General features: G+C 65.0%; 25 protein-coding genes. 13 read left to right on the top strand and 12 right to left on the bottom strand.

Features of this window, described 5'->3' with window-relative positions; all coding sequences use genetic code 11:
• Positions 1-13 precede the first annotated feature (13 nt).
• Positions 14-199 carry a periplasmic nitrate reductase, NapE protein gene (napE, locus tag GGD66_RS12950; protein WP_018318384.1) on the bottom strand — a complete coding sequence of 62 codons (186 nt, stop codon included), beginning with the start codon at positions 197-199 and terminating at the stop codon, positions 14-16.
• The gene (locus GGD66_RS12945; RefSeq protein WP_183257976.1) at positions 186-359 is read right to left on the bottom strand and encodes a hypothetical protein; all 174 of its coding nucleotides are present in this window, start codon (positions 357-359) and stop codon (positions 186-188) included. The genes napE and GGD66_RS12945 overlap by 14 nt, the downstream gene beginning before the upstream one ends.
• Before the next feature lie 107 nt (positions 360-466).
• Between GGD66_RS12945 and GGD66_RS12940 the strand changes: the two genes are divergently transcribed.
• The 4 genes from GGD66_RS12940 (at position 467) to GGD66_RS12925 (ending at position 4,957) form a co-directional block, all read left to right on the top strand.
• Positions 467-1,669 (top strand): LLM class flavin-dependent oxidoreductase, encoded by a 1,203-nt coding sequence (locus GGD66_RS12940; RefSeq protein ID WP_183257975.1) that lies wholly within the window; start codon positions 467-469, stop codon positions 1,667-1,669.
• A 238-nt stretch (positions 1,670-1,907) separates the two neighbouring features.
• The gene (locus tag GGD66_RS12935) at positions 1,908-2,696 is read left to right on the top strand and encodes a helix-turn-helix transcriptional regulator (RefSeq protein ID WP_183257974.1); all 789 of its coding nucleotides are present in this window, start codon (positions 1,908-1,910) and stop codon (positions 2,694-2,696) included.
• Between the two features lie 150 nt (positions 2,697-2,846).
• Positions 2,847-3,794, top strand: coding sequence for an ABC transporter substrate-binding protein (locus GGD66_RS12930; protein ID WP_183257973.1), 948 nt, complete (start codon positions 2,847-2,849; stop codon positions 3,792-3,794).
• A 293-nt stretch (positions 3,795-4,087) separates the two neighbouring features.
• Positions 4,088-4,957, top strand: coding sequence for a L,D-transpeptidase (locus tag GGD66_RS12925; RefSeq protein WP_183258082.1), 870 nt, complete (start codon positions 4,088-4,090; stop codon positions 4,955-4,957).
• Between the two features lie 308 nt (positions 4,958-5,265).
• Here GGD66_RS12925 and GGD66_RS12920 read toward each other — a convergent pair whose 3' ends face one another.
• The gene (locus GGD66_RS12920) at positions 5,266-5,517 is read right to left on the bottom strand and encodes a hypothetical protein (RefSeq protein ID WP_183257972.1); all 252 of its coding nucleotides are present in this window, start codon (positions 5,515-5,517) and stop codon (positions 5,266-5,268) included.
• 448 nt (positions 5,518-5,965) lie between these two features.
• Between GGD66_RS12920 and GGD66_RS12915 the strand changes: the two genes are divergently transcribed.
• The 8 genes from GGD66_RS12915 (at position 5,966) to GGD66_RS12880 (ending at position 13,154) form a co-directional block, all read left to right on the top strand.
• The gene (locus tag GGD66_RS12915) at positions 5,966-7,129 is read left to right on the top strand and encodes a cytochrome P450 (protein ID WP_183257971.1); all 1,164 of its coding nucleotides are present in this window, start codon (positions 5,966-5,968) and stop codon (positions 7,127-7,129) included.
• Between the two features lie 376 nt (positions 7,130-7,505).
• On the top strand, positions 7,506-8,456 hold the full coding sequence (locus GGD66_RS12910) for a sulfonate ABC transporter substrate-binding protein (RefSeq protein ID WP_183257970.1): 951 nt from the start codon (positions 7,506-7,508) through the stop codon (positions 8,454-8,456).
• A 38-nt stretch (positions 8,457-8,494) separates the two neighbouring features.
• Positions 8,495-9,448 (top strand): sulfonate ABC transporter substrate-binding protein, encoded by a 954-nt coding sequence (locus GGD66_RS12905; RefSeq protein ID WP_183257969.1) that lies wholly within the window; start codon positions 8,495-8,497, stop codon positions 9,446-9,448.
• Positions 9,449-9,457: 9 nt separating this feature from the next.
• Positions 9,458-10,624: an FMNH2-dependent alkanesulfonate monooxygenase gene (gene ssuD / locus GGD66_RS12900; RefSeq protein WP_183257968.1), complete on the top strand. Its 1,167-nt coding sequence runs from the start codon at positions 9,458-9,460 to the stop codon at positions 10,622-10,624.
• Positions 10,621-11,427, top strand: coding sequence for an aliphatic sulfonate ABC transporter permease SsuC (gene ssuC / locus GGD66_RS12895; RefSeq protein ID WP_183257967.1), 807 nt, complete (start codon positions 10,621-10,623; stop codon positions 11,425-11,427). Before ssuD ends, ssuC begins: the two co-directional genes overlap by 4 nt.
• A 17-nt stretch (positions 11,428-11,444) precedes the next feature.
• Positions 11,445-12,287, top strand: coding sequence for an ATP-binding cassette domain-containing protein (locus GGD66_RS12890; protein WP_183257966.1), 843 nt, complete (start codon positions 11,445-11,447; stop codon positions 12,285-12,287).
• 32 nt (positions 12,288-12,319) lie between these two features.
• Positions 12,320-12,901, top strand: coding sequence for a flavin reductase family protein (locus GGD66_RS12885; RefSeq protein WP_092260458.1), 582 nt, complete (start codon positions 12,320-12,322; stop codon positions 12,899-12,901).
• Between the two features lie 94 nt (positions 12,902-12,995).
• A complete protein-coding gene (locus GGD66_RS12880; protein ID WP_183257965.1) occupies positions 12,996-13,154 on the top strand; it encodes a hypothetical protein in 159 nt (52 codons plus the stop codon).
• Between the two features lie 113 nt (positions 13,155-13,267).
• Here GGD66_RS12880 and GGD66_RS12875 read toward each other — a convergent pair whose 3' ends face one another.
• The 9 genes from GGD66_RS12875 to GGD66_RS12835 all read right to left on the bottom strand — a co-directional run bounded on the left by GGD66_RS12875 (position 13,268) and on the right by GGD66_RS12835 (position 23,097).
• Positions 13,268-14,416, bottom strand: a complete 1,149-nt coding sequence (locus GGD66_RS12875; RefSeq protein ID WP_183257964.1) for a M20 family metallopeptidase — start codon at positions 14,414-14,416, stop codon at positions 13,268-13,270.
• 306 nt (positions 14,417-14,722) lie between these two features.
• A complete protein-coding gene (locus GGD66_RS12870) occupies positions 14,723-16,108 on the bottom strand; it encodes a sigma-54-dependent Fis family transcriptional regulator (RefSeq protein WP_018318400.1) in 1,386 nt (461 codons plus the stop codon).
• A 33-nt stretch (positions 16,109-16,141) separates the two neighbouring features.
• Complete coding sequence (gene fliN, locus GGD66_RS12865; protein WP_018318401.1) at positions 16,142-16,492, bottom strand: flagellar motor switch protein FliN; 351 nt, start codon at positions 16,490-16,492, stop codon at positions 16,142-16,144.
• A gap of 3 nt (positions 16,493-16,495) precedes the next feature.
• Entirely contained in the window at positions 16,496-17,119 is a 624-nt protein-coding gene (locus tag GGD66_RS12860; protein ID WP_018318402.1) for a FliH/SctL family protein, read from the bottom strand.
• The gene (fliG, locus tag GGD66_RS12855) at positions 17,119-18,210 is read right to left on the bottom strand and encodes a flagellar motor switch protein FliG (RefSeq protein ID WP_018318403.1); all 1,092 of its coding nucleotides are present in this window, start codon (positions 18,208-18,210) and stop codon (positions 17,119-17,121) included. The genes GGD66_RS12860 and fliG overlap by 1 nt, the downstream gene beginning before the upstream one ends.
• Before the next feature lie 74 nt (positions 18,211-18,284).
• Positions 18,285-19,895, bottom strand: coding sequence for a flagellar basal-body MS-ring/collar protein FliF (gene fliF, locus GGD66_RS12850; RefSeq protein WP_092260464.1), 1,611 nt, complete (start codon positions 19,893-19,895; stop codon positions 18,285-18,287).
• Positions 19,896-20,087: 192 nt separating this feature from the next.
• Positions 20,088-20,363, bottom strand: a complete 276-nt coding sequence (locus GGD66_RS12845) for a DUF1153 domain-containing protein (RefSeq protein ID WP_002714638.1) — start codon at positions 20,361-20,363, stop codon at positions 20,088-20,090.
• 387 nt (positions 20,364-20,750) lie between these two features.
• Positions 20,751-21,458: a flagellar hook assembly protein FlgD gene (locus tag GGD66_RS12840; RefSeq protein ID WP_183257963.1), complete on the bottom strand. Its 708-nt coding sequence runs from the start codon at positions 21,456-21,458 to the stop codon at positions 20,751-20,753.
• A 13-nt stretch (positions 21,459-21,471) separates the two neighbouring features.
• A complete protein-coding gene (locus GGD66_RS12835; protein ID WP_183257962.1) occupies positions 21,472-23,097 on the bottom strand; it encodes a flagellar hook-length control protein FliK in 1,626 nt (541 codons plus the stop codon).
• A gap of 343 nt (positions 23,098-23,440) precedes the next feature.
• Here GGD66_RS12835 and mnmA point away from each other — a divergent pair, with 343 nt between their 5' ends.
• Positions 23,441-24,622 carry a tRNA 2-thiouridine(34) synthase MnmA gene (gene mnmA, locus GGD66_RS12830; protein ID WP_092260470.1) on the top strand — a complete coding sequence of 394 codons (1,182 nt, stop codon included), beginning with the start codon at positions 23,441-23,443 and terminating at the stop codon, positions 24,620-24,622.
• Positions 24,623-24,631 lie beyond the last annotated feature (9 nt).

Genomic DNA, 24,631 nt, shown 5'->3' with positions numbered 1-24,631 from the left:
CGCTTGGAGGAGATCAATGCGGGGAGGGCGGCGGGCCGGGAGGGCCAGCAAACATCTGGTAGATCCAGACGCCGAGCCCATAGGAGCCGACTGTTCCGACCGCGAGGACGGGCATCACGATCGCGGTCAGGAACAGGAAAGCGAAAATCTCCATGCGCTTGCGGCGCACGCGCGAAGTCGTGTCGTCAGGGGCCGACATATTCGGTCTCTTTGGGATGGTATGGGAAGCGGGACGGCATCCGGGCCGTTGCCTTGCAGCCCTTTTGCTGCAATCGGGCCGTGGTGGCGTTGATCTGGATCAACCTGTCGACTTGCGCGGATGTCGCAGCGGCGGCGCCGAGGCGGGTATGCGTCGCCATGCCAGGCTCGGGATCAGTCTCCCGCGCGGCGGAATTGCTGCTCCGTAGACAGCTCCGCCTCACACCTTAAGATGAGCTTAACAACAATAAAGCGGGAGAGCGACGCCATGAAGTTCGGCATCTTCTACGAGCTGCAACTGCCGCGGCCCTGGGTGGCCGGCGACGAGCTCCGGCTCTACCAGAATGCCCTCTCGCAGATGGAGCTCGCCGACAAGCTCGGTTACGACCATGCCTGGGTGGTCGAGCATCACTTCCTCGAGGAATATTCGCACTCGCCCTCGCCGGAATCCTTTCTCGCCGCGGCCAGCCAGCGCACGAAAAACATCCGGCTTGGCCACGGCATCCTGCAGCTCACCACCAATCACCCGGCGCGCGTTGCCGAGCGTGTCGCGGTGCTTGATCTGCTCTCGAACGGGCGCTGCGAGTTCGGTATGGGCGAGAGCGCGTCCATCACCGAGCTCACGCCGTTCGGCCGCGACATGGAGACCAAGAAGGAGGTCTTTGAAGAAGCCGTGCAGGCGATCTTCCCGATGTTCAAGGACGCGGGCAGCGAACATCACGGCAAGTATTTCGACATTCCCCTGCGCAATGTCGTGCCAAAACCGGTGCAGAAGCCGCATCCGCCGCTGTGGATGGCGTGCTCGCAGCTGCCGACCATCGAGCGTGCCGGCCGTCACGGTTTTGGCGCGCTCGGTTTTCAGTTCGTCAGTGCGGATGCCGCGCATGCCTGGGTGCACGCCTATTACAACGCCATGACCAAGCGTCTCGTAAAGCTGGCGGACTACCAGATCAACCCGAACATGGCGCTGGTCTCGTTCTTCATGTGCGCCAAAACGGATGAGGAGGCGCGCGCCCGCGCCGACGGCGCCACCTTCTTCCAGTTCGCGCTGCGCTTCTACGGTGCCTCGCAGAACCGCCAGCGGCCCGCGCCCTACACCGTCAACATGTGGAACGAGTACAACAAGTGGAAGCGCGACAATCCGGAGGCGCAGGAGGCGGCCTTGCGCGGCGGCCTGATCGGCTCGCCCGAGACGATCCGCAGGAAGCTGAAGCGCTTTCAGTCCTCGCATATCGACCAGGTCATCCTGCTCAACCAGGCCGGCAAGAACAGCCACGAGCACATCTGCGAATCGCTGGAGCTGTTCGGCCGCGAGGTGATGCCGGAGTTCCAGAACGATCCGGCGCTGGCGGCCTGGAAGCAGGGCGTCATGAGCGGCGAGATCAAGCTGGAGGAGATCGACACCGAGGCGTTTACGGACCGCTACGGCAAGCTTGCGGTCAACGTGTCGCCGGCGAAGGCGGCGGGATAAGGACTCTGCATCCGGCATGGGCCCCGGCTCAGCAGCGCATCACTAAAGTGCTGCGTTGCGTCCGGGGAACGAGACTGTCAATCGACGCAGCCGCTCTCGTGTCCCGGACAAGCCGCAACGCGCCAGCGTCGTGGCGCAGAGCCGGGACCCAGAAGCGGCATACGCAGGCGCCGCCGGCTTTCGGCGCCCGATCGTTGCTGCTATCCTTCCGCAAAACGGCGTCTGACGGAGGAAACCAATGCGGCCCCACGGCACGGCCTCGACTGCAGCGGCTGGCGACATCACGCCCGCGGTGCTCGCCATCGGCCGTTCCGATTTCCCCAAAGTCCTCATCGACACGCTGCGCCGCCAGGCCGATGTCGGTCATTGCATGGTGTTCGCGCTGAGCCGTGCCGGTGCCGCGACCTGCCTGCTCGATGCCGGCAATATCCCGATCGGCGGCGATCTCGGCGCCGCCTATGCCGGCCAGTTCCACGAATCCGATCCCAACCGCGATGCGCTGTTCGAAGGCGAGGGCACTGGGCCGATCATGCTGCCGAGCTTCGCACCCCGCATGTACGGCGCGCGATACCGCAAGATCTTCTTCCACGATTCCGGCATCGTCGACAAATGCGCGACCGCGATCTGGACCGGCGACACCTGCTTCTACGTCAACTTCTACCGCATCACGTCCCAGGGCCGCTTCAGCGCCGCGCAACGCGAACGGCTGCAGACGATCGCGCCCGCGATCGGCGCCAGCGTCGCGCGTCATTTTCAGCAGGCCGCGACCGCGACGCCCGATCAGAACCTCGCCACATTGTTCGCGACGCGCGCGCCACTCTCGAACCTGACACCGCGCGAGCAGGAGGTCTGCCGCCGCATCCTGCTCGGTTTCAGCTCCGAAGCAATCTCGCAAGGACTCGGCATCAGCCTGCATTCGACCCTGACCTACCGCAAGCGCGCCTATCAGCGGCTCGGCATCTCCTCGCAGAACGAACTGTTCGGAATCGTGCTGGGCCTGCTGGCAGGGCCACACGGCCTGAACTGAGGGGATCGGGAGTCCGCGATACCTGCTTCCGAAAGCAAAGCGGACACGCGGTCCACCTACGGGGATCGTCGCCTTTTGACCCGAAGCCGACGCCACTCCTCGCCTCCAATGTGCTAGACTGAGACCCGGTCAAATGCTCCCGGGATCCTCATGAAGCGGCGCGAGTTCGTCACGCTGATTGCTGGCGCTGCGGCATTGCCGCTCAAAGCCCGCGCACAGCGGGCTGGCCAGCGGTACCGCGTTGCGGCATTGGGGCCGGTACCGCTCAGCTTCTTCGATGAACTGGGCAGAGCCGGCTTTGTCAGAGGCAAAAACCTCGAGATCGACAGCCGTGGCGAAAGGGCGGCTGCCGCGTCTTATGCCAGTGTGGCCATTGAACTGGTCGAGGCAAGTCCACATGTGCTGATGGCAGTCGGGGCCGAAGCAGGGCGCGCAGCACAGAAAGCAACGCAGCGTATTCCAATCGTGGTGATCGCGGACGACTTGCTTGGCAGCAAGCTTGTCGCCTCGATGCCGCATCCCGAAGGTAACACCACTGGTGTTGCCATCTTCGCGTTTCAGCTCGACGCCAAGCGATTGGAGCTGCTGCATGAAGCACTGCCAGCTGTCCGGCGAATAGCCGCTCTCGCAGACCGCCTGCCGATACCAAACATGAGTACTCTCGAAAGCGCCGCCAAGAGGCTCGGCGTCGAGATCGTTCCGTTTGCCGCACGATCCGAGGAAGATCTCATCCGTGTGATTGACGCTTTGAAGGTCGAAGAGATCGGGGCCGTCAACCTGCTGGCCTCGCCGATCTTGTCATCGAAATTCCAGTACCTGATCCGCGATCGGCTGGCCCTCCGCCGCCTGCCCGCCATTTTGCAGTGGCCCGAGCAGGCGGAAGAAGGCGGACTGATGGGATACGGTCCCCGCCTCAGCGCGGTTTTCCACCAATGCGCGCGTCAGGTCGCAAGACTATTGCGAGGCGCAAAGGTAGCCGAGGTGCCTGTTGAGCAGCCGACAAAGTTCGAACTGGTCATCAATCTCAAGACAGCCAAAATGCTAGGTGTCGAAATGCCGCCGATGCTACTCTCTCGTGCCGACAGGACGGTCGAGTAAGTTCTCGGCTTCCGCTTCTGACCCCTTAGCTGCCTTCTGTTTCTGGCCTCAGAATGTCGGCTGTCGGGCTGGGAGCAGTCAAGGTCGCAGCGTGTCCGCTCCGCCGGGCTATTCAGAGAAGCGCGTTGTCCGCATCGCCAGCTCACTATCAAGCGGTGCTCCCAATTTTGATATCGTCGAACAAGGGCCCGGCGTTAACCATCCCCGACGGTTCCAGCCTGAGCGGCATCGCTTCGAAGTTTCTTAAATTTTGCTGGGTACCTCTTCAGGGCACAGTGACCTGGGGAGACAGTATGGGTAAGCGGGCGAAACGTGGAAAGGCAGAGGCCCTCGCAATACCCATGGCCGCGAGAGTTGCAATTGGCGCCGTGGCCGTCGCCGCATTGGGTTACGGTTTGCTGTCAGGCCCGGCGAGCGTGCAGCCGGTACGCAAGCCGTCCCCACAGGAAGCCAAGGCATCGTCAAGTCCGGTTTACGTGGCGCCCCCGGTTCATGCATCCGCGCCGGCGGTAGCTCCGGCTCCGATTCCGACCCCGGCGCCTTTGGTCGAACCACCAAAAGCCGACGCTGATGGTCCCGGAGCATTGGTCCGGCAGGTGGTTGACTACGCCAGCCGCCAGACGCCGGGCACCGTGATCATCGATACCAAGAACACATTCCTCTATTTGGTTCTGAACGACACCCAGGCGTTGCGCTACGGCATCGGTGTCGGCCGCGAGGGGTTCACATGGTCCGGTGAGCAGACTGTGGCCCGCAAGGCGGAATGGCCGGATTGGCATCCGCCTGCGGAGATGGTCTCGCGTCAGCCTTATCTGCCGCGGTTCATGGCAGGCGGTCCCGGCAATCCGCTCGGCGCCCGCGCGATGTATCTCGGCGAGACCGAATATCGCATTCACGGCACCAACAAGCCCGATACGATCGGCAAGCGGGTGTCGTCCGGCTGCATCCGGCTGACCAATGAGGATGTCATGGACCTCTATGAGCGGGTGAAGGTCGGCGCGAAGGTGATCGTGCTTCCGGCAAGCGTTGCCCGCAGACCATCCCAGGGCACGCCGGCCGACGCCGCGTTCCGGTTGCCGGACCCTGCATCGCCATCGAAGCGGCCCTTGGCAGCCAACGCGCAGATGCTGCCATTTGGAGCGAAGATCGCCGAGGCGCGGTAGCTCGGCTCCGAAGGCGCACATCCAGGCTGATCTACCGATCAATCTTCTTGATGCAAGTGGGCTCGCTGCTGGGGTGAGGTGTGCAATCCCAGTCGGGTCCGAAGCCCGCGCTGGCCTTTCGCTGTGGCAGGAAAGGGTAATAAATCACAACGGCTGCAAAGATGGCGACAGTAATCATTGCCGTCAAAAGCATCCACGCAATGTCCGCGCGATCTGGAGTCCAGCGGTCTCGCCAAATGGATCGATGCCTTCTTGGGCTGGGGTGCTTCACCATCGTACCGATTTGGTTTTGCGGACGCTTTGCGCGTTCAAGCGGTTTCGCCATCCCTGTCGGCCTGGGATTGTGCCGTGCCAATCCCAAGCTCGAGAGCAGCAGCGATCCGCTCCAGTCCTGCGTTCGTTCGGCGCGTTTCGGCAATCTGCTGCTCATAGAGATCGATCATCGTAGCGCCTGACGAGGTGCGTTGGCGCATCGCGCGCATAGCCAGGATCGATCCACCCACGATCAGGATGAACGGCCACCAGGAGTACATCGCAAGCAGTATGTCGGCCACGGCCATCCTCAACCTCCCAAGCCAGTAACTTTGATCATTTCCCGCGGTTCTTCTCGAGAACGGCTGCGATCCTCTCCATCACAGCGCTCATCCGGTATGTTTCAGCGAGGTGCTGCTCCCGCAATTTGATCATCGACGCTCCGGAAGCTGCGCGTTCCCGGCACAATCGCTCCAAGACGAGCCATCCCGCGGGTATCAAGATGATGGGCCACGCGTAGTACAGGACAATAGCCCAATCATGTGGTTGCATGCGGCTTGCACCAAAGCGTTCGATCATGTCGATTGCAACTTAGGCGATAATCGATCAAATCGCACGTGAGGCACGCGCTCACAATAAATAGATCGTTGCCGGCGGACACCCGCCAATTCCGTCTGTCCCAATCGCTAGGGACAGACCCGGTTGCCCTAATTCGCTAATCTGGCCTGAAGGAAACGTGACCCCAGGGGAGCCGCCTTGAGCACCGCGCCGCGCATTGACATCGACACGTCGGCATTCTGGGCCGATCCCTATCCGATGCTCGCGAAGATGCGGAAAGAAGCTCCCATCGCGTTCGTGCCGCAGCTCGGCTCGACGCTGCTGACCAGCCGCGACGACATCTCGATCTCCGAGAAGCAGATCGACGTGTTCTCCTCACACCAGCCCGCGGGCCTGATGAACCGGCTGATGGGCCACAACATGATGCGCAAGGACGGCGAAGCGCATCAGGTCGAGCGCCGCGCGATGTTCCCGACGGTGTCGCCGAAGACGGTGAAGGCGCATTGGACCGCGCTGTTCCAGGCCCATGCCGACCGCATCCTCGATGCGATCGAGCCGGGGCGGATCGACTTCATGCGCGATTTCGCGCTGCCGTTCTCCGGCGAATGCCTGAAGTCGATCACGGGCCTCACCAATATCGGCTTTGGCGACATGGACGCGTGGTCGCAGGGCATGATCGAGGGCATCGCCAACTATGCCGGCGACCCTGAGGTCGAGGCGCGCTGCCACGCCGCGACGTCGGGCATCGATGCCGCGATCGACGACATCCTGCCGGCGATGCGCAAGCATCCCGACCAGAGCATTTTGGGCGTGCTGCTCGCCTCCGGCATGCCGATGGAGAGCGTGCGCGCGAACGTCAAGCTCGCGATCTCGGGCGGCCAGAACGAGCCGCGCAAGGCCATCGCTGGCACGGTGTGGGCGCTGCTGACCCATCCCGAGCAGCTCGATCTGGTGCGCAGGGGCGAGGTGACCTGGCTCGAGGCGTTCGAGGAATATGCCCGCTGGATCTCGCCCATCGGCATGTCGCCGCGCCGCATCGCCAAGCCGTGGAGCATCCGCGACGTCGCCTTCGAGACGGACGAGCGCGTGTTCCTGATGTTCGGCTCCGCCAATCGCGACGAGACGCATTTTGAGCGCGCGGATCAGTTCGACGTGCGGCGCGATACGACCAAGAGCGTCGCCTTCGGCGCCGGCCCGCATTTCTGCGCCGGCGCGTGGGCCTCCCGCGCCATGATCGCCGACGTCGCGCTGCCGACCGTGTTCGCGCGGGCGAGGCAGCTCGAGATCGCCGACGACGAGCCGGTGCGGATCGGCGGCTGGGCGTTTCGCGGGCTGCAGAATTTGCCGGTGAGATGGCATTAGCTTGCAAGCGGTCCTGCGCGAGGCACGCGCCCACCACGGTTTCAGTGTCATCGCCCGGCTTGACCGGGCGATCCAGTACGCCGCGGCCGTCGTGTGAAGCACTGACGCCTCTGGAATACTGGATTCCCCGCCTTCGCGGGGAATGACAGCGGAGGTGGTGGAGGCGTTTTGCCGTCCCGCTCCCTGCGCGTCTCACATTCGCGTGCGAAAAAAATCCCTCTGCATCGTTGCGGCCGCTTGAAAGATTAATCATGCGCGCTGCCGCACGCGCAGTGCTCGCATCGCTATTTTTCCGCACGTCTCGACACCTCCGACAACCCGCACCATCATTCCCGAACTGGAATGAAAGACGGCCGCGCTCGGCCGGGAGTGTGGAATGCAGCGTCGTGACTTTCTCAAGCTCTCCGTTGGAACCGCAGTCGCCGCTGCGTTCGCCTCGCCTGTAATCGCGCAAGGCGCGGTGAAGGAAATTCGTATCGGCTATCAGAAGAACGGCGTGCTGGTCATCGCGCGCCAGCAGGCGGCGCTGGAAAAACATTTCGTTCCCTCGGGCATCGAGGTGAAATGGATCGAGTTCTCCTCGGGCCCGCCGATGATGGAGGCGATGAATGTCGGCAGTGTCGATTACGGCGCGGTCGGCGATTCCCCGCCGGTGTTCGCGCAGGCAGCTGGTGCCGCGATCGTCTATGCCGCGGGCCAGCCGATCACCAACGGCCAGGGCATTCTGGTGCCGAAGGATTCGCCGATCCGCGCCATCGCCGAGCTGAAAGGCAAGCGCATCGGTTTCACCAAGGGCTCGAGCGCGCACAACATCGTGGTGCAAACGCTGGAGAAGGCGGGCCTGACCTATGCCGACATCACGCCGGTCTATCTGGCGCCGCCGGACGCCGGCCCCGCCTTTGCCAATGGCAGCATCGAGGCCTGGGCGATCTGGGATCCGTATTTCGCGATCGGCGAGACCAGGCAGAACGGCCGCATCCTGATCAACGCGCGCGAGGTCACCAAGACCAATTCCTTCTACATCGCCAACCGCGACTTCGCGAAGAACCACGGCGCGATCCTGCAGCAGATCGTCGACGTCACCACCGCGACCGCCAGATGGGCCGAGCAGCACCGCGACGAGGTCGCGAAGTCTCTCGCCGCGGTGACCGGCATTCCGCTGGAGATCCAGACCATCGCGGCGAACCGCTCGTCCTTCGTCGTCGGCCCCGTCACCGACGATATCGTCACGACGCAGCAGGGCGTCGCCGATCGCTTCTACAAGCTCGGCTTGATCCCGAGGCCGATCGCGATCCGCGACATCGTCTGGCGCAATCCGGCAGCCTGATCGTGCCGACCAGCCTTCCCACACACAGGGGTTTGAACATGAGGCGTATCATCCAGCGTCTGATCGCGGCCGTGGCGCTGTCGATCGGCATCGTCGCCGCCGCCGTCGGAACGTCTTACGGCCAGGACAAGGTGGTCCGCATCGGCTACCAGAAATACGGCAAGCTGGTGCTGCTCAAGAGCAGAGGCACGCTGGAGCCGAAGCTGGCTGCCGACGGCTACAAGGTGGTGTGGACCGAATTTCCCTCCGGACCGCCGCTGCTCGAAGCACTCAATGTCGGCGCGATCGATTTCGGCAACACCGGCGAAGCCCCGCCGATCTTTGCGCAGGCCGCCGGCGCGCCGATCCAGTACGTCGCCTATGAGCCGCCGGCGCCAAAGGGCGAGGCGATCCTGGTGCCGAAGGACAGCCCGCTGAAGTCCGTCGCTGACCTCAAGGGCAAGAAGGTCGCGCTCAACAAGGGCTCCAACGTCCACTACCTCCTGGTCAAGGCGCTGGAGAAGGCCGGCGTGAAGTATTCCGAGATCGAGCCCGTGTTCCTGGCGCCCGCCGATGCGCGCGCCGCCTTCGAGCGCGGCGCGGTCGATGCCTGGGTGATCTGGGATCCGTTCCAGGCCGCCGCGGAAGCGGCCACAGGCGCGCGCACGCTCGCAGACGGCTCCGGCATCGTCGCCAACTACCAGTTCTACTTTGCCTCGAAGAAATTCCTCGGCGCCAACCCTGAGATCGTCGACGCCGTGCTCGCCGAGCTCAGCACGGTCGATGATTGGGCCAGGGGCGACATCCATGCGGTGGCCGAGCAGCTTGCTCCGGCAATCGGTCTGTCCGTGCCGGTCGTCGAGGTGGCATTGAAGCGGCAGTCCTACGGCATCAAACCGATCACGGATGCCGTCATCGCCGACCAGCAGCAGGTGGCCGACGCGTTCTTCGCGCTGGGCCTGATCCCCAAATCCATCAAGATTTCTGACGTCGCGCGGAAATCCGGTTCGTGAGCGCAAGTCATGACAAAGCAACCCAACGCCAACATCCTCTGGTTCCTGCCGACCCACGGTGACGGCCGCTATCTCGGCACAGGCATCGGCGGCCGCGAGGTCAATTTCAACTATCTGCGCCAGATCGCGCAGGCCGCCGACCAGCTCGGCTATTTCGGCGTGCTGCTGCCGACCGGGCGATCTTGCGAGGATTCCTGGATCGTCGCCTCGTCAGTTGCGCCGTTCACCGAACGGCTGCGCTATCTCGTCGCCGTCCGGCCCGGCCTGCAATCGCCTGGTGTCGCCGCGCGCATGACGGCGACGCTCGATCGCGTCACGGGCGGCCGGCTGCTCGTCAACGTCGTTACCGGCGGCGATCCCGTCGAGAACAAGGGCGACGGCATCTTCCTCGGCCATGACGAGCGCTACGAGGTCACCCGCGAGTTCCTCAACGTCTATAGCGATCTGCTCGCCGGCAAGACCGTCAATGTCGAGGGCAAGCACATCCATGTCGAGGGCGGCAAGCTGCTGTTTCCGCCGGTGCAGTCGCCGCGCCCGCCGCTCTATTTCGGCGGCTCGTCCGATGCCGGCATCGACGTCGCCGTCGATGCCGTCGACAAATATCTCACCTGGGGCGAGCCGCCAGCGCTGGTGGCCGAAAAAATCGCGAAGGTGCGGGAGGTCGCTAGCGCGCGCGGCCGCAAGCTGTCCTTCGGCATCCGCCTTCATGTCATTGTTCGCGAGACCAACGAGGAAGCCTGGCGTGCCGCGAACGAGCTGATCAAGCATGTCAGCGACGACACCATCGCGCTGGCGCAGAAGAATTTTGCCCGCATGGACTCCGTCGGCCAGCAGCGCATGGCGCAGCTTCACGGCGGCAAGCGCGACAAGCTCGAGATCGCACCGAACCTCTGGGCCGGCGTCGGCCTCGTGCGCGGCGGTGCCGGGACGGCGCTGGTCGGCGATGCCGAGACCGTCGCGGCCCGCATCAGGGAGTATCAGGACATCGGCATCGATACCTTCATCATGTCGGGCTACCCGCATCTGGAGGAGGCCTATCGCTTTGCCGAGCTGGTATTCCCGCTGCTCTCGCTCGAGCAGCCCTCCAACGTGACCAGGCTGCATTTCAACGGCGGTCCGTTCGGCGAGACGGTCGGCAGCGACTTCCGTCCGCAACATCGGGTGTCGCAGTCATGAGCGTGATCGACAGCGTTTCACTTCCGCGCAGCTTTCGTTTGCCGGGGGTCAACGGCCTGATCCAGTGGATCGTGCCGCTCGCCATCATCGCGCTCTGGCAGGTCGCCAGCGTCACCGGCTTCGTGCCGACGCGGGTGCTGCCGGCCCCGAGCGACGTCCTGATGGCCGGCTGGAAGCTGCTGCTCTCCGGCGAGCTCGTCCGCAACATCTGGGTTTCGTTCTGGCGCGCTTCGATCGGCTTTTTGATCGGCGGCAGCATCGGCTTCGCCTTCGGACTCGCCAACGGCCTGTCGCAGCTCTCGGCAAAGCTCACCGACACCACGTTGCAGATGGTGCGCAACGTGCCGCACCTGGCGCTGATCCCGCTCGTCATCCTCTGGTTCGGCATCGACGAGAGCGCAAAACTGTTCCTGGTGGCGCTGGGCGTGTTCTTCCCGATCTACCTCAACACGCTGCACGGCATCCGCACCGTCGATCCGCAGCTGATCGAGATGGGCCGCATCTACGGCATGACCGACGGCGAACTGTTCCGTCGCGTGATCTTCCCGGGTGCGCTGCCGTCGATCTTCGTCGGCATCCGCTTCGCGCTCGGCATCATGTGGCTGACGCTGATCGTCGCCGAGACCATCGCGGCCTCGTCGGGCCTCGGCTACATGGCGATGCAGGCGCGCGAGTTCATGCTGATCGACGTCGTCGTGCTCTCGATCCTGATCTACGCCCTGCTCGGCAAGCTCGCCGACAGCGCATCCCGCGTGCTGGAGCGTTTGACGCTCTCCTGGCACCCCGCCTTCCAGAAACGTTGAGACATACTGGGAATCACATGCAGACAGCCGTTCGTACGTCCCTTCCCGAAACCGAGCTCGCCAGCCGCGTCAATTTTGCGCCTCACGCCCGCATAGTGCGCGAGGTGCAGACCAGCGGCCTGCCGCTCAGCATCCGGGGCTTGCGCAAATCCTTCGGCAGCAACGAGGTGCTGCGCGGTATCGATTTGCACATCCCCGCCGGCCAGTTCGTCGCCATCGTGGGAAAAAGCGGTTGCGGCAAGAGCACGCTGCTGCGCCTCATCGCGGGCCTCGACAAGATCGATGCCGGCAGCATCAGCTTCGGCCAGGACACTCAACCAAAAGACATTCAGCCTGAGGACATCCGCGTCATGTTCCAGGAGCCGCGGCTGTTACCCTGGGCTCGCGTGCTGGCCAATGTCGAGGTCGGCCTCGGCCGCGATCGCGCTTCAGGCGATGCGCATGCGCGCGCCGAGAAGGCCTTGACCGAGGTTGGTCTCGCCGACAAGCGCGACCAGTGGCCCTCGGTGCTGTCGGGCGGACAGAAGCAGCGCGTCGCGCTCGGCCGCGCGCTGGTCTCGAGTCCCCGCGTGCTGGCCTTCGACGAGCCGCTCGGCGCGCTGGATGCTCTGACCCGGATCTCGATGCAGCGCCTTTTGGAGCGCGTCTGGCGCGATCAGGGCTTTACCGCGATTTTGGTGACCCATGACGTCGCCGAAGCCGTGGCGCTGGCGGACCGGGTGCTGGTGATCGAAGAGGGCCGCATCGCTCATGATGTCGTGGTTCACGCGGGCCGGCCGCGCCAGCGCGGCTCGGCCGAGCTTGCGGGTCTGGAGGGCTCGATCCTGAGCCACCTGTTGTCGGCGGACGATCGTACCTAAATACAAGGGAACCCCACCTCGGGGACCATGCCATGAATGTAGTACCCCGCGATCTCATGACTGAAATCCCCGTCTCGTCCGCCGATTTCCGCGGCGCCATGCGCCATCTCACCGGCGGCGTCAGCGTCATCACGGCTGGGCGAGGCAAGGACGTCACCGGCATGACGGTGACCTCGGTCACCTCGCTGTCGGTCGAGCCGCCGACGCTGCTGGTCAGCATCAACCGCGATGCCTCCTCCTTCCCCTTGATCCGGCGGCACAGCGCCTTCGGGGTGAACATCCTCAATGCCGACCAGCTCGATGTCGCCGAACGCTTTGCCGGCAAGGGCGGGCTGAAGGGCGCCGATCGTTTCAAAGGTGCCAAATGGGTGACGGCGGTCTCGGGCGTTCCGCTGCTCGTCGGCGCGCTGTCGGCCTTCGATTGCGAGGTTGAGGAGATCGTGGAGCGGCATTCGCACGGCATCGTCATCGGCCGTGTCAGGGACATCAGGAGCTCGGCGCGGACTGCGGCGCTGGCCTATTGGCACGGCCAGTACGTGGCGGTCGACCAGGACGAGGACGCCGCCAGGCTTGCCGAAGTGAGCGTTCCCGCGCACGGCCGGCGCGGCCTTTGATCGCGCGGGCAGGCGGGCCGGAAGGCTGGCCTTTTCCCCCTCATCGCTCTAGAAGCGCCTGAGCCTCCCGCCGGGACGGCAATGGAGCGGATCGATGAAGCGCGTCGCGACCTGGGCGTTCTATGCCATCGGCGCGCTGGCGATCGCCTATCTCGCGCTCTACGCCTACGCGATGTTCTCGGGCCAGTCCGTGATCATCCCCGGCGATCCCATCCACATCTTCCGCAAGCCGGACGCGCCGAGTTATTCGTAGGCGAACGCGCGCGGTCCCGTAGGGTGGGCAAAGCGAAGCGTGCCCACGACTTCCATCCAGCGCGGGCAAATCGTGGGCACGGCGCAAGTGCGCCTTTGCCCACCCTACGGCCTTTACCCCCGCAAAATCGCCAGCGCCAGCGCCTGCGCGCGCGGCACGATGCTGTCGATATCGAGATATTCCTCCGGCGTGTGCGCGAGCCCGCCGACCGGGCCCAGGCCGCAGATCGTCGGCGTACCGACCGCGGCGGTAAAGCCGGAATCGGCGCAGCCTCCGGAGAACTCGCCCTGCAGCGTGGTGAGGCCGACCTCTCTTGCTGCGGCCTGATAGTTTTCGAACAGCGCCTTTGAATCCGCGCTCTGCACCACCGGCACGAACTCGCCCTTGATGGTCAGCGTCGCACGCGTGCCCGGCACGTAAGATTTCGCGACGATGGCCTGGATCGCGTCCATCACCCGGGCACGATCGGCCGGATCGACGTAGCGCAGATCGATCTGGCCCTCGGCGTAAGGCGCCGTGGTGTTGACGGACTGCCCGCCCGAGACCAGGCCGACATTGAGGGTGATGCCCTTGTCGAGATCCGTGAGTGCGTGGATCTGCACGATCTTGTGCGCGAGCTCGCCGATCGCGCTGACGCCGGCGGCGAAATTGGCGCCGGAATGCGCGGCTTTGCCGGTGATGGCCAGATGCATGAAGATGCCGCCCTTGCGTCCCGTCACGACGTTGCCGGTGGGGCGGCCCGGCTCGGAATTGAACACGGCGCGGGCGGAGCGGCCTTCGCGCTCGATCACGGGCCGGGAGGAGGGCGAGCCGATCTCCTCGTCCGAGGTGATCAGCAGCTTGATCGGATGCGGATTGCCGCCGAATTTGTGGAAGGCGGTCGCGACGAAGATGTTCATCACGACGCCGGACTTCATGTCGGCGACGCCAGGCCCATAGGCGCGGCCGTCCCTGATCGTGAACGGGCGCCGCTCAGCTTCGCCCTTGCCGAACACGGTGTCGCGATGGCCCATCAACAGCACCGGCTTCTCGTTGCTGCCGGGTTTTGCGACGTCGGCATGGATGGCGTCGCCGAACGTGGCATTGGCCTCGCGCCGGAACGGAATGCCGTGCTCGGCAAAATGCCGCTCGAACCGCGCACCGACCGCATCGACGCCTTCCTTGTCATAGGACCCGGAATCGATGTTCACGACATCGCGCAGCAGATCGATCATCGCCTGCTTCTGCGATGCCAGCCAATCCGTGATTTGAGCTTGAGACATGGAGTTCTCCGCGTTGGTTTTCATGCGGGTTATAGGGCGTTGCGCCGGCGCGACCTAGTCGGAGAATGCGATGCCGCCATGTCCACCGCCGTCGTCCCTGCGAACGCAGGGACCCATACCGCGGAATCTATCGGTTGACGGCGGTAGGAGTACCGAACGACGAGTCTTCGCCAAACGCCTTCCTGGGGTTATGGGTCCCTGCGTTCGCAGGGACGACAGCGGGAGCGCGGTGGGTTCGGTGCACAAACAAAATGCCCGGGACCAGCCCGGGCATTCGCGATTATCTCAACCAGAGTGGGCGCCGCCCTACGCCCCTATCATCGGCATCCGCGGATACTCGCCCGGCGTTCCCGCGGGGGTGATCGGGATGCCGCCGTCGGAATATTCGTTGAGCTTGTTGCGCAGCGTGCGGATCGAGATGCCGAGGATGTTGGCGGCATGGGTCCGGTTGCCGAGGCAATGCTTCAGCGTCTCCAGGATCAGGTCGCGCTCGACATCCGCAACCGTGCGGCCGACCAGCGCGCGTGTCACCTGCTCGGCGGCCATCGTGGCGTGCGCCACCGCCGGCGCGGTTTTGGCGAGGTCGAGGCGGTCGCCGTCCGGGGTGATGATGGCGTCGGGGCCGATCTCGTCGCCCTGCGCCATCAGCACCGCGCGGTGCATGGTGTTCTCGAGCTCGCGGACGTTGCCCTGCCAGCGGTTGGCCGAGAGCACGCGGCGCGCCTCCGCCGAAATCGGGCGCATCGGCACGCCGTTGGCCTCGGCATATTTCTTCACGAAATGCTGGGCGAGCTCCAGAATGTCGGCGGGGCGCTCGCGCAGCGGCGGGATCTTCAGATTCACGACGTTGAGGCGGAACAGGAGGTCCTCGCGGAACGTGCCTTCACGCACCGCTTCCGCGAGGTTGCGGTTCGAGGTCGCGATGATGCGGATGTCGACCGGCACGGGCTTGGTGCCGCCGACGCGGTCGATCACGCGCTCCTGGATGGCGCGCAAGAGCTTGGATTGCAGGCGGACGTCCATCTCGGAGATTTCGTCGAGCAGCAGCGTGCCGCCGGTTGCCTCCTCGAACTTGCCGATGCGGCGCGCGACCGCGCCGGTGAAGGCGCCCTTCTCGTGGCCGAACAGCTCGGATTCCAGCAGATGCTCGGGGATCGCGGCGCAGTTGATCGAGATGAAGGGGCGCTTGGCGCGGGCCGAGCGGGTGTGGACGTAGCGGGCCAGCACTTCCTTGCCCGTTCCGGACTCGCCGGTGACCATTACCGAAGCGTCCGAGCCGGCGATCTGCTGCGCCAGCTTGATCACCTTCGCCATCGCCTCGTCGCGATAGACCAGCTCGCGGGAATCGTTGGCGACCGCGGCCAGCACCGCGGCGATCAGCTCCGGCTCCGGCGGCAGCGGGATGTATTCCTTGGCGCCGGCGTGGATCGCGGCGACCGCGGCGCGGGCGTCGTTGGTGATGCCGCAGGCGACGATCGGGGCGTGGATGTGCTCGGCCTCGAGCCGCATCACGAGGTCGCGGATGTCGAGGGCGACGTCGACCAGCAGGAGGTCGGCGCCCTTGCCGCCGCGCAGCACCCGCATGGCCTGCTCGTGATCCTCGGCATGGGTCACGGTGGCGCCGTTGTCCATCGCGATCTTGGTGGCGGTGGTGAGCTGGCCCTTCAATGTGCCAACGATGAGAAGCCGCATGTCAGTCTCCTGTCCGTCTGGTCGCGCGCGCTATCAGCTGCGTTCGGTCTTGATGATTTCGGTCATGGTCACGCCGAGCTTGTCCTCGACCAGGACGACTTCGCCGCGGGCGACCAGCTTGTTGTTGACGTAGATGTCGATGGCCTCGCCGACGCGGCGGTCGAGCTCGAGCACGGTGCCGGGTCCGAGCTTCAACAGCTCACTGACGTCCATCTTCGAGCGGCCGAGCACCGCCGAGACCTGCACGGGAACGTCGAACACCGCCTCGAGGTCGGCGGCGGCACGCGCCGCGTATTCGTCCTCGTTGTAGCCGACGTCCGTGCCGGTGGGCGGCATCGGGCCGTTGAGATCGGGCAGCGGGACCTGTCCGTCGGTGTCGCTCATGGCTTAGCTCCCCCTGCGGGACGCGACATAGCGTCCAACCATTTCGTCGATCTTGGCCGCGATGGCGCCGCGCTCCAGCACGACGCCGCCATCGGCCCATTCGATCCGGCAGTCGCCGGTCGCAATCTCCGGCTCGGCCAGGATCACCAGCCGTCCTTCGAAGCCGCTCTGCTTGGCGAGCCGCTCGATCTTCTCGCGTGCGCTGTCGTAGAGCGCGTCGTTGATGCGGACCACCAGATGCGGCGTCGCGACCAGATGCGAGAAGCAGTCCTTGACCAGTGCGACGATCTCGCCGAGCGGCTCGGCGGCGACCAGGTCGGCGCACAGCTTGCGCGCGACCGCCACCGCGACGTCGACCGCCTCGGTTTCCATCTTGGATTCGATGTTGCCGATGCCGGATGCGATGCCGCGGATGCCGATATTGATCTCTTCCATGGCAAGCGCGACGCGGCGGTCGCTCTCGGCCTTGGCCTCCTGCTGGCCGGCGGCAAAGCCGTCCTGATAGGCGCGCGCCTCGGCTTCCGCGACCTTCTGGGCGATCTCCGCGGCGGTCGCGGCCTTCTCGCGCGTCGTCCGCTCGGGCGCCGCGAAGTCGGTATCGAACAGGAATTTTGCCGGAGCGGCCATCAATACACCAGCTCGTCGTCGGCGCGGTTCTTGGTCAGCATGATCTCGCCCTTGGCAGCGAGGTCCTTGGCGAGGTTGACCAGCAGCGCCTGGGCCTCGTCGACGTCGCGCAGCCGGACCGGGCCCATTGCCGCCATGTCGTCCTGGAGCATCTTGGCCGCGCGCGATGACATGTTGCCGAAGAAGAAGTTGCGGACGTCCTCGTTGGCGCTCTTGAGTGCGACGCCGAGCTTGTCCTTGTCGACGTTGCGCATCAGCGTCTGGGCCGAACCGGAATCCAGCTTCACGAGGTCGTCGAAGGTGAACATCAGCGCCTTGATGCGCTCGGCCGATTCGCGGTTGTCCTCTTCCAGCGAGGTGATGAAGCGGGTTTCGGTCTGCCGGTCGAAATTGTTGAAGATTTCCGCCATCACCTCGTGGGCGTCGCGGCGGCGGGTCTGCGACAGGTTGGACATGAATTCGGTGCGCAGGGTCTTCTCCACGCTCTCGATCACCTCCTTCTGCACCGCTTCCATCTTCAGCATGCGATTGACGACGTCGAGCGCAAGCTCCTCGGGGAAGATGCCGAGCACACGCGCGGCATGCTCCGGCTTCAGCTTCGACAGCACCACTGCGATGGTCTGCGGATATTCGTTCTTGAGATAGTTGGCGAGCACCTCTTCCTGCACGTTGGAGAGCTTCTCCCACATGTTGCGCCCCGCGGGGCCACGGATCTCATCCATGATGCCGTTGACGCGCTCCGGCGGCAGGTATTGCTGCAGCAGCCGTTCGGTGGCGTCGAAATTGCCCATCAGCGCGCCCGAGGCCGACATGCGCGAGACGAATTCCAGCAACATGTCCTCGACCGTGTCGACCTCGACGGTGCCGAGCGTCGACATCTCCAGCGAAAGCTGGCGCACCTCGTCGTCGTCGAGCATCGACCAGATCTTGCCGCCATACTGCTCGCCCAGCGCCAGCATCAGGATCGCGGCGCGCTTGGGTCCCGTCACCGCCTCGGTCTGAGCGCCCGCGCGGTTGCCGGCACGCTGGCCGAGCGTGGAGATCACGCTGGTGATGTCGTTCGAGTTGGCGTTTTGCAGACTGGCGGCCATGTCAGATCACTTCTTGATTCACTTGGCTAGGATTACTTGGCTAGGATTACTTGGCTGGGATTACTTGACTGGGATTACTTGGCTGGTTCGGTCAGCCACTGGCGGATGATGGCGACGGTTTCGTTGGGGTTGCGCTCGGCGAGCTCGCCGACGCGATGAACGGACTGGGCGTGGACCTGGCCCTGGATGGTGGCGACGTCGATCGCGCTGGCGGTGCCGCTCGGCAGCAGTGCCTGGCCGGCCGGCGCGCTCTCTTCCGAGGCCGCCGGGCCGGCAAGAACGCCGGAGATGGCGGCGGCGACTTCGTCGGAGGCCAGGATGCGCTTGACCAGCGGGCGGATCACCAGGAACAGCACGATCAGGCCGAGCAGCATCATCACGCCGAGCTCGACGAAGTACATGACGTCGTCCTTGGTGAACTGGAGCATGCCGAGGAAGCCGCCGGGCTCGCCGATCGGGGCAGTGGAGGGCGCATCCGCAAAGCGCAGATTGACGACCTCGACCTGGTCGCCGCGCTTCTGGTCGAAGCCGATCGCCGAGCGCACCAGCGTGGCGATGCGGTCGAGCTGCTCCTTGGTACGGTCCTGGTAAGCCAGCTCGCCCTTGTCGTTCTTGGAATAGATGCCGTCGACCAGCACCGCGACCGAGATGCGGTTGACCCGGCCGGCCTCGGTCACTTCGGTCTTGGTGGTGCGGGAGATCTCGTAATTGTTGGTCTCTTCGGACTTCTTGCTCTGGTCCTTGGCCGCGACGCCGTTGTTCTGCTGGTTGCCGGGCAGCTCGTTGTTGACGGTGACCTGGCCGTTGTTGTCGGCGGTCATGCTCTGCTCTTCGCGGGTCTGGCTCGAGCGCAGCACGCGGCCCTCGGGGTCGAACTTGTCCGAGGTCTGGGTGATCTTGTTGAAGTCGAAATCGGCGGAGAGCTGGACGCGGGCGCGGCCCGAGCCGACCACGGAGGAGACGATGTCCTCGACCTGCTTGCGCATCCGCTTCTCGAACGAGATGCGGCGCTCGTCGCCGACCGCCTGCTCAGGATCGGTGGCGGCGCCGTCGGCAAGCAGCTGGCCGGCCTCGTCGACGATCGAGACGCGCTGCGGCTTCAGCCCGTTGACGGCGGAAGCGACGAGGTGGCGGATGGCGCGGATCTGCTGGGCTTCCAGCGAGCCGCGGACGCGGACCACGATCGAGGCCGACGGCTCCGGCGCCTCGCGCGCAAACAGCGGGCGCTCGGGCAGCACCAGATGGACGCGGGCGGCCTGGATGCGGTCGATGGCGCGGATGGTGCGGGCGAGCTCGCCTTCCAGCGCGCGGAGGTGATTGATGTTCTGGACGAAGGAGGTGGTGCCGAGCGCGTCCGACTTGTCGAACACCTCGTAGCCGACGCCGCCGCCCTTGGGCAGGCCGCCCTCGGCGAGCTTCATCCGCAGGCGGGTGACCTTGTCCTTGGGCACCATGATGATGCTGCCCTCGTTGCGGATCTCGAACTGGATGCCCTGGCGTTCCAGGTCCTTGATAATGCCGGAGGAATCCTCGACGCTGAGGTCGGTGAACAGGGTCGTCATCTGCGGCGTGGTGACGCGCATGATGACGAACGCGAAAAAGCCGATGAGCGCGGCGGTGACCGCGATCATCGCCCCGAACCGGGCGGCGCCGATACTCTTCAAAAAGTCCGCAAGACCTTGCAAGCAACCGCCCCAACAGATTCGGCCGCTTTCACCGGAAAGGCCGACTGGGCAATTATTGCCTAGGTGATGGTTTCGATATGGTTAACGAAGGTTAAGAGGTCGGACAAAAGTCGCGCAAAGGGCGGATATGAAAAAAATCGGCCTCGCAGGGCGAGGCCGATTTTCGTCAAAAGCCGCAGATTTCCGGATCGCCTACTGGCGATATTGCTGGATGCGGGTGGTGCGAAGACCCGCCAGACCATGCTGGTCGATGGAAAACTGCCAGGAGAGGAATTCGTCGACCGTCAGGGTATAACGGCTACAGGCCTCCTCGAGCGAGAGAAGTCCACCACGGACGGCGGCGACGACTTCGGCCTTGCGGCGGATGACCCAGCGTTTGGTGCCGGGTGCAGGCAGATCCGCGATCGTCAACGGACTGCCGTCCGGCCCGATGACGTATTTTACCCTCGGGCGATGGGGTTCTGTCATGGCGTACTCACAAACTCTCAACCACTGAACTCACGCCCGTAACCCTACGCCCGGCGGCTTAAAAATCCGCTAAGCCTAAGGCTTCAATACAATTCTCGTTGAAAATGGCTGGAACGGCGCCGTGTCGGCCGGCGGAACGGTGGAATCCGGGCCGGTCGAGGGGGTCTTCGTAAATACTTTACTAACGAATGGTGCCGCAGCGCGGTGTTGCGGAGGCCCTCAATGTCGTCCCTGCGAAAGCACGGACCCATACCGCGTGATCTATCGATGAGACGCGGGCAGCAGTACCAAGAATGACTTCCTAACCCCTGGTCTTCGCCAAACTTCTCCCTGGGGCCATGGATCCCCGCGTTCGCGGGGATGACGTTTGGCGCGCGGCGCGCACCTTTAATTGCTGCTGGTGGCGATGATGCTCTTCACCTGGCTCAGGGTGTAGCTGGCGCCGTCGATGGTGAGCAGGGGCGGCGACTGGGTCAGGTCGACCGACGACACGACGCCCTGCACCTGGGCGGCGATGCCGACAGTGTTGTTGGCGACGTCCTTGCCCGTCGCCGTGATCGTGTACTTGCCGTCGGGCCATTGCGTGCCGTCATTGCCCTGGCCGTTCCAGGTGAAGGGGATGTCGGTGCCGGCGGCGGCGGTATATTTGCCGGTGAACACGGTCTGGCCGCTGGCATTGGCGACGGTGATGTCGACGGTGGAGTCGGTCGGCACGTTGAGATGCCAGGTGGCGGTCGACTTGGTCATGCTCGCGGTCGAGCCGTCGACCAGAGCGGTCTTGCCGACGAAGCCCAGCGCCTGGGTCGCCTGCGTGGTCTGCTGCAGGGTGACGAGCTGCGACAGCGCATCGTTGGTCTTGAGCTGCTGCTCGACGCCGGCAAACTGCACCAGCTGCTGGGTGAACTGGTTGGTGTCGAGCGGATCCAGCGGGTTCTGGTTCTGCAGCTGCGTCGTCAGCAGCGTCAGGAAGGTCTGGAAATTGCCGGCGAGCGTCGATCCCGTGGTCGAGCTCAGCGAGTTCGACGAGGAGGATTTCGGCAGGTCGGTCGTCCCGGAGACGACAGCAGGAGCGGTAGCGCCAGTCGTGGTGGTCATGTCGGATACTCCTTTACACTCTGATGTCGACGCCGCTGCTCGGCCCGTACATGCGGCCATAGCCGCGCCCGACGGGTGCGGCGGCAACAGTGTCGTCCTCGCTGATGATCAGCCGGCGGGCATTGCCGCCATTGTCGTTGTTCTGGCCGGAGTTCTGGCCCGATGAGTTCTGGTCGCGCAGGCTGAAGGACAGCCCGTTGCTGCCGGACTTGAGGCCGGCATCGTCGAGCGCGCGCTGCAATTGCGGCGCGTCCTGGCGCAGCATCTGCAGCGTCTCCGGCTTCTCCACCGTGAGATGCGAGGTGACGTTGCCGTTGCGGTCGACATTGATGCGGACGTCGATGCGGCCGAGCTCGGCCGGGTCGAGGCTGATGTCGAAACGGGACTTGCCGGAGCGGATGGCGGCCGCGATCTCGATCGGCACGCCGTTGATCGGCACCGCCGTCGCGCTGGCCGCGGTCGCGGTCAGCGTCGCGGTCGAAGCGGACGCGGTCGAGGTCGTGTTGGTCAGCGGCGCCTGCATCGCGGAGGCGGCCTGCGCGCTGGTGTCGGTGGTGTTGAAGGCGGCGTGCGCATTGGCATGGGCCTGGGCGGCGGGTGCAGCCGGAATCGCGTCGGGCGTACGGTCCGCTGCGCCGGGCTTCGCCTCGGTCGCTGCGCCATCTGCCTGCGGCTTGGCGCTTTGCGCATGCGCGTCGGCATTGGCGGTCGCAGTGCCCGGCGCTTGCGTCGGGGCGGGGTTCGCCGTGCCGGCGTCCTGGCCGATATTGGAGACGTCGGACTGTCCTTGCGCGGTGGCGACGGCGGCCTGGAACGAGGTCTTCGGCGTGCCCTGGTTGACGGGGATCAGCCCGCCGGTCGCCTTGGCGTCGGTCGTGGCCGCGTCGGTTGCTCCGGTCGCGGCATCCGCCAGCGTCGCGGTGGTGTCGGCATCGACCTTGGCGCCGGCGGTCTTGGCGCTCTTGTCGGCGGGCGTGGCGGTGTCGGTCTTGGTGCCCGCGATCTGCGCCGCGGTCGAGGCGCTGGCGGCGATGCCGGCGGCGGCGATCGTCAGCGGCGAGGCGGTGGCGGCCTGGTTCGCAGCCGCGTTGGGATCGGCCGGGACGACCGGCGCGGCAACCACGATCGCGTTCGGATCGGGCACAGCCTGCGCCGCGTCGGCCGGTGCCGTTGTCGCGGCATCGATTGCGGCGGTGAGCGTGTCGGTGCCCTCGGTCTGGTCGTCCTTGGTTTTCTCGGATGCATCAGCCGATTTGGCGTCTGACGCCTCGGACTTGTCCTTGACCGTGCCGGCGTCCTTGGCCGCATCGGTGGTCGCGTCGTTCGCCTTGTCGTTCGTCTTGTCGTTTCTGGCGGGCGCGGAGGTGTCGGTGTCGTCGCTCGCCCTGCTCTGCGAGGATTGATCGGTGGATGAGGTGTCGCGCGGGCCCTTGTCCGCGGAGGACGAATCGTTCCGCCGCGGCGCGCTATCCTGGGCCTGCGAGGCCGCATTGGTGTTGATCGCCTGGGTGTTGCTGTCGACCAGCGACCCGAAGGAGTCGTTCGCGGACGGCTCCCTGGTGCTCTGCGACCGCGCAGGCTTTTGCTGCGCGCTCGACACTTGCACGCTGGCCACGACATCTGACGTACGACTGACCACAGGGGACCCCTTGGAAACATCTTCGGCCTCAGGGGAGCAAGGAGCGGGCCACTGCCCTTCCAAGTATATTTGTATAGCAAAATCAATATCTTAATTATTAAAGCCCGTCGCCGCAGGGCCCGTCGCCACCCCGCCATTTCTGCCTCCCCGGCAAGAATTGCCCTAAGCTGGCCGCCCCCGTGATTGCTTCACCGGAATGCCGCCTATATTAAAGAGGTTACTCTCAGCCGCTTTCGACCGGGCAGTCGTGCCTTGCGGGAACTATAGTTCCCGGGGATCGCCGACGTCCCGCGAGAAGCATGAAATCGCGGATCGCCGCACGCCGTCACAACCCTTAAGGCCCATGCTCAACAGTCTGGATCTCGAAGGCCGTCCTGAGGACACCAGGGTCGTCGTCGCCATGTCGGGCGGCGTCGATTCCTCGACGACGGCTGCGCTTCTGAAGGCGGAAGGCTACGACGTCGTCGGCATCACTCTGCAGCTCTACGACCATGGCGCGGCGACCCACCGCAAGGGCGCCTGCTGCGCCGGCCAGGATATCCACGACGCCCGCGATGTCGCGGCAAAACTCGGCATTCCCCATTACGTGCTCGACTACGAGGATCGTTTTCGCGAGTCCGTCATCGACAATTTCGCCGACAGCTACGCGCTCGGCGAGACGCCGGTGCCGTGCATCGAGTGCAACCGCAGCGTCAAGTTCCGCGACCTCCTGAAGACCGCGCGCGAGCTCGGCGCGCAGGCGCTCGCCACCGGCCATTACGTCGCCTCGCGCCGCCGCGAAGACGGCTCGCGCGCGTTGGTCTGCGCGGCCGACGCCGACCGCGACCAGAGCTATTTCCTGTTTGCGACCACGCAAGAACAGCTCGACTTCCTGCGCTTCCCGCTCGGCGACATGACCAAGCCCGAGACGCGCGAGCTCGCGCGCCGCTTTGGCCTGTCCGTCGCCGACAAGCACGACAGCCAGGACATCTGCTTCGTGCCGACGGGCCGCTACACCGACATCATCACGCGGCTGCGTCCCAATGCGATGGACCCCGGCGATATCGTCGATCTCGATGGACGCGTGCTCGGCCGGCATAACGGCATCGCCAATTTCACCGTCGGCCAGCGCCGCGGCCTCGGCATCGCCGCCCACGCGCCGCTGTTCGTGGTGCGGCTGGAGGCCGCCACCCGCCGCGTCGTCGTCGGCCCGCGCGATGCCTTGAAGATGCACCGCATCGCTCTTCGCGACGTCAACTGGATCGGCGGCGGCGACATCGACCGCGCCATCGGCGCCGGCCTCGAATTGTTCGTGCGCGTGCGCTCGACCCGCAGCCCCCAGCCGGCATGGTTGCGCGGCAGCGATGGTCATTACGAGGTCGAGCTCGTCGCCGGCGAGGAGGGCGTCTCGCCCGGCCAGGCCTGCGTGTTCTACGACGCGCCCTCAGGGCAGGCGCGCGTGCTCGGCGGCGGCTTTATTCAGAGCGCCGCCGCGAAGGTCGCAAGCAACGCAGCGAGGCCGCTCGCTGAAGCGGTGCGCGGCTAAAAAAATACC

The organism is Bradyrhizobium sp. CIR48 (genome assembly GCF_014198315.1).
In the GTDB taxonomy this organism is placed as follows: Bacteria; Pseudomonadota; Alphaproteobacteria; order Rhizobiales; family Xanthobacteraceae; genus Bradyrhizobium.
Note: the sequence above shows the minus strand (reverse complement) of the source record. Positions and strands in the feature narration are given on the sequence as shown.

Coding starts and splice junctions, on each gene's coding strand:
- GGD66_RS12870 (WP_018318400.1), bottom strand. CDS start 16,108: ATGCGGCTTCTCATCGTTGGCACATTGAAGGGCCAGCTCACCACCGCC.
- GGD66_RS12845 (WP_002714638.1), bottom strand. CDS start 20,363: ATGACAGAACCCCATCGCCCGAGGGTAAAATACGTCATCGGGCCGGAC.
- GGD66_RS12910 (WP_183257970.1), top strand. CDS start 7,506: ATGCAGCGTCGTGACTTTCTCAAGCTCTCCGTTGGAACCGCAGTCGCC.
- GGD66_RS12920 (WP_183257972.1), bottom strand. CDS start 5,517: ATGGCCGTGGCCGACATACTGCTTGCGATGTACTCCTGGTGGCCGTTC.
- GGD66_RS12880 (WP_183257965.1), top strand. CDS start 12,996: ATGAAGCGCGTCGCGACCTGGGCGTTCTATGCCATCGGCGCGCTGGCG.
- GGD66_RS12945 (WP_183257976.1), bottom strand. CDS start 359: ATGGCGACGCATACCCGCCTCGGCGCCGCCGCTGCGACATCCGCGCAA.
- ssuD (WP_183257968.1), top strand. CDS start 9,458: ATGACAAAGCAACCCAACGCCAACATCCTCTGGTTCCTGCCGACCCAC.
- GGD66_RS12840 (WP_183257963.1), bottom strand. CDS start 21,458: ATGACCACCACGACTGGCGCTACCGCTCCTGCTGTCGTCTCCGGGACG.
- GGD66_RS12860 (WP_018318402.1), bottom strand. CDS start 17,119: ATGGCCGCTCCGGCAAAATTCCTGTTCGATACCGACTTCGCGGCGCCC.
- GGD66_RS12935 (WP_183257974.1), top strand. CDS start 1,908: ATGCGGCCCCACGGCACGGCCTCGACTGCAGCGGCTGGCGACATCACG.
- GGD66_RS12905 (WP_183257969.1), top strand. CDS start 8,495: ATGAGGCGTATCATCCAGCGTCTGATCGCGGCCGTGGCGCTGTCGATC.
- GGD66_RS12875 (WP_183257964.1), bottom strand. CDS start 14,416: ATGTCTCAAGCTCAAATCACGGATTGGCTGGCATCGCAGAAGCAGGCG.
- GGD66_RS12925 (WP_183258082.1), top strand. CDS start 4,088: ATGGGTAAGCGGGCGAAACGTGGAAAGGCAGAGGCCCTCGCAATACCC.
- fliN (WP_018318401.1), bottom strand. CDS start 16,492: ATGAGCGACACCGACGGACAGGTCCCGCTGCCCGATCTCAACGGCCCG.
- GGD66_RS12940 (WP_183257975.1), top strand. CDS start 467: ATGAAGTTCGGCATCTTCTACGAGCTGCAACTGCCGCGGCCCTGGGTG.
- GGD66_RS12885 (WP_092260458.1), top strand. CDS start 12,320: ATGAATGTAGTACCCCGCGATCTCATGACTGAAATCCCCGTCTCGTCC.
- fliG (WP_018318403.1), bottom strand. CDS start 18,210: ATGGCCGCCAGTCTGCAAAACGCCAACTCGAACGACATCACCAGCGTG.
- ssuC (WP_183257967.1), top strand. CDS start 10,621: ATGAGCGTGATCGACAGCGTTTCACTTCCGCGCAGCTTTCGTTTGCCG.
- mnmA (WP_092260470.1), top strand. CDS start 23,441: ATGCTCAACAGTCTGGATCTCGAAGGCCGTCCTGAGGACACCAGGGTC.
- GGD66_RS12890 (WP_183257966.1), top strand. CDS start 11,445: ATGCAGACAGCCGTTCGTACGTCCCTTCCCGAAACCGAGCTCGCCAGC.
- napE (WP_018318384.1), bottom strand. CDS start 199: ATGTCGGCCCCTGACGACACGACTTCGCGCGTGCGCCGCAAGCGCATG.
- GGD66_RS12930 (WP_183257973.1), top strand. CDS start 2,847: ATGAAGCGGCGCGAGTTCGTCACGCTGATTGCTGGCGCTGCGGCATTG.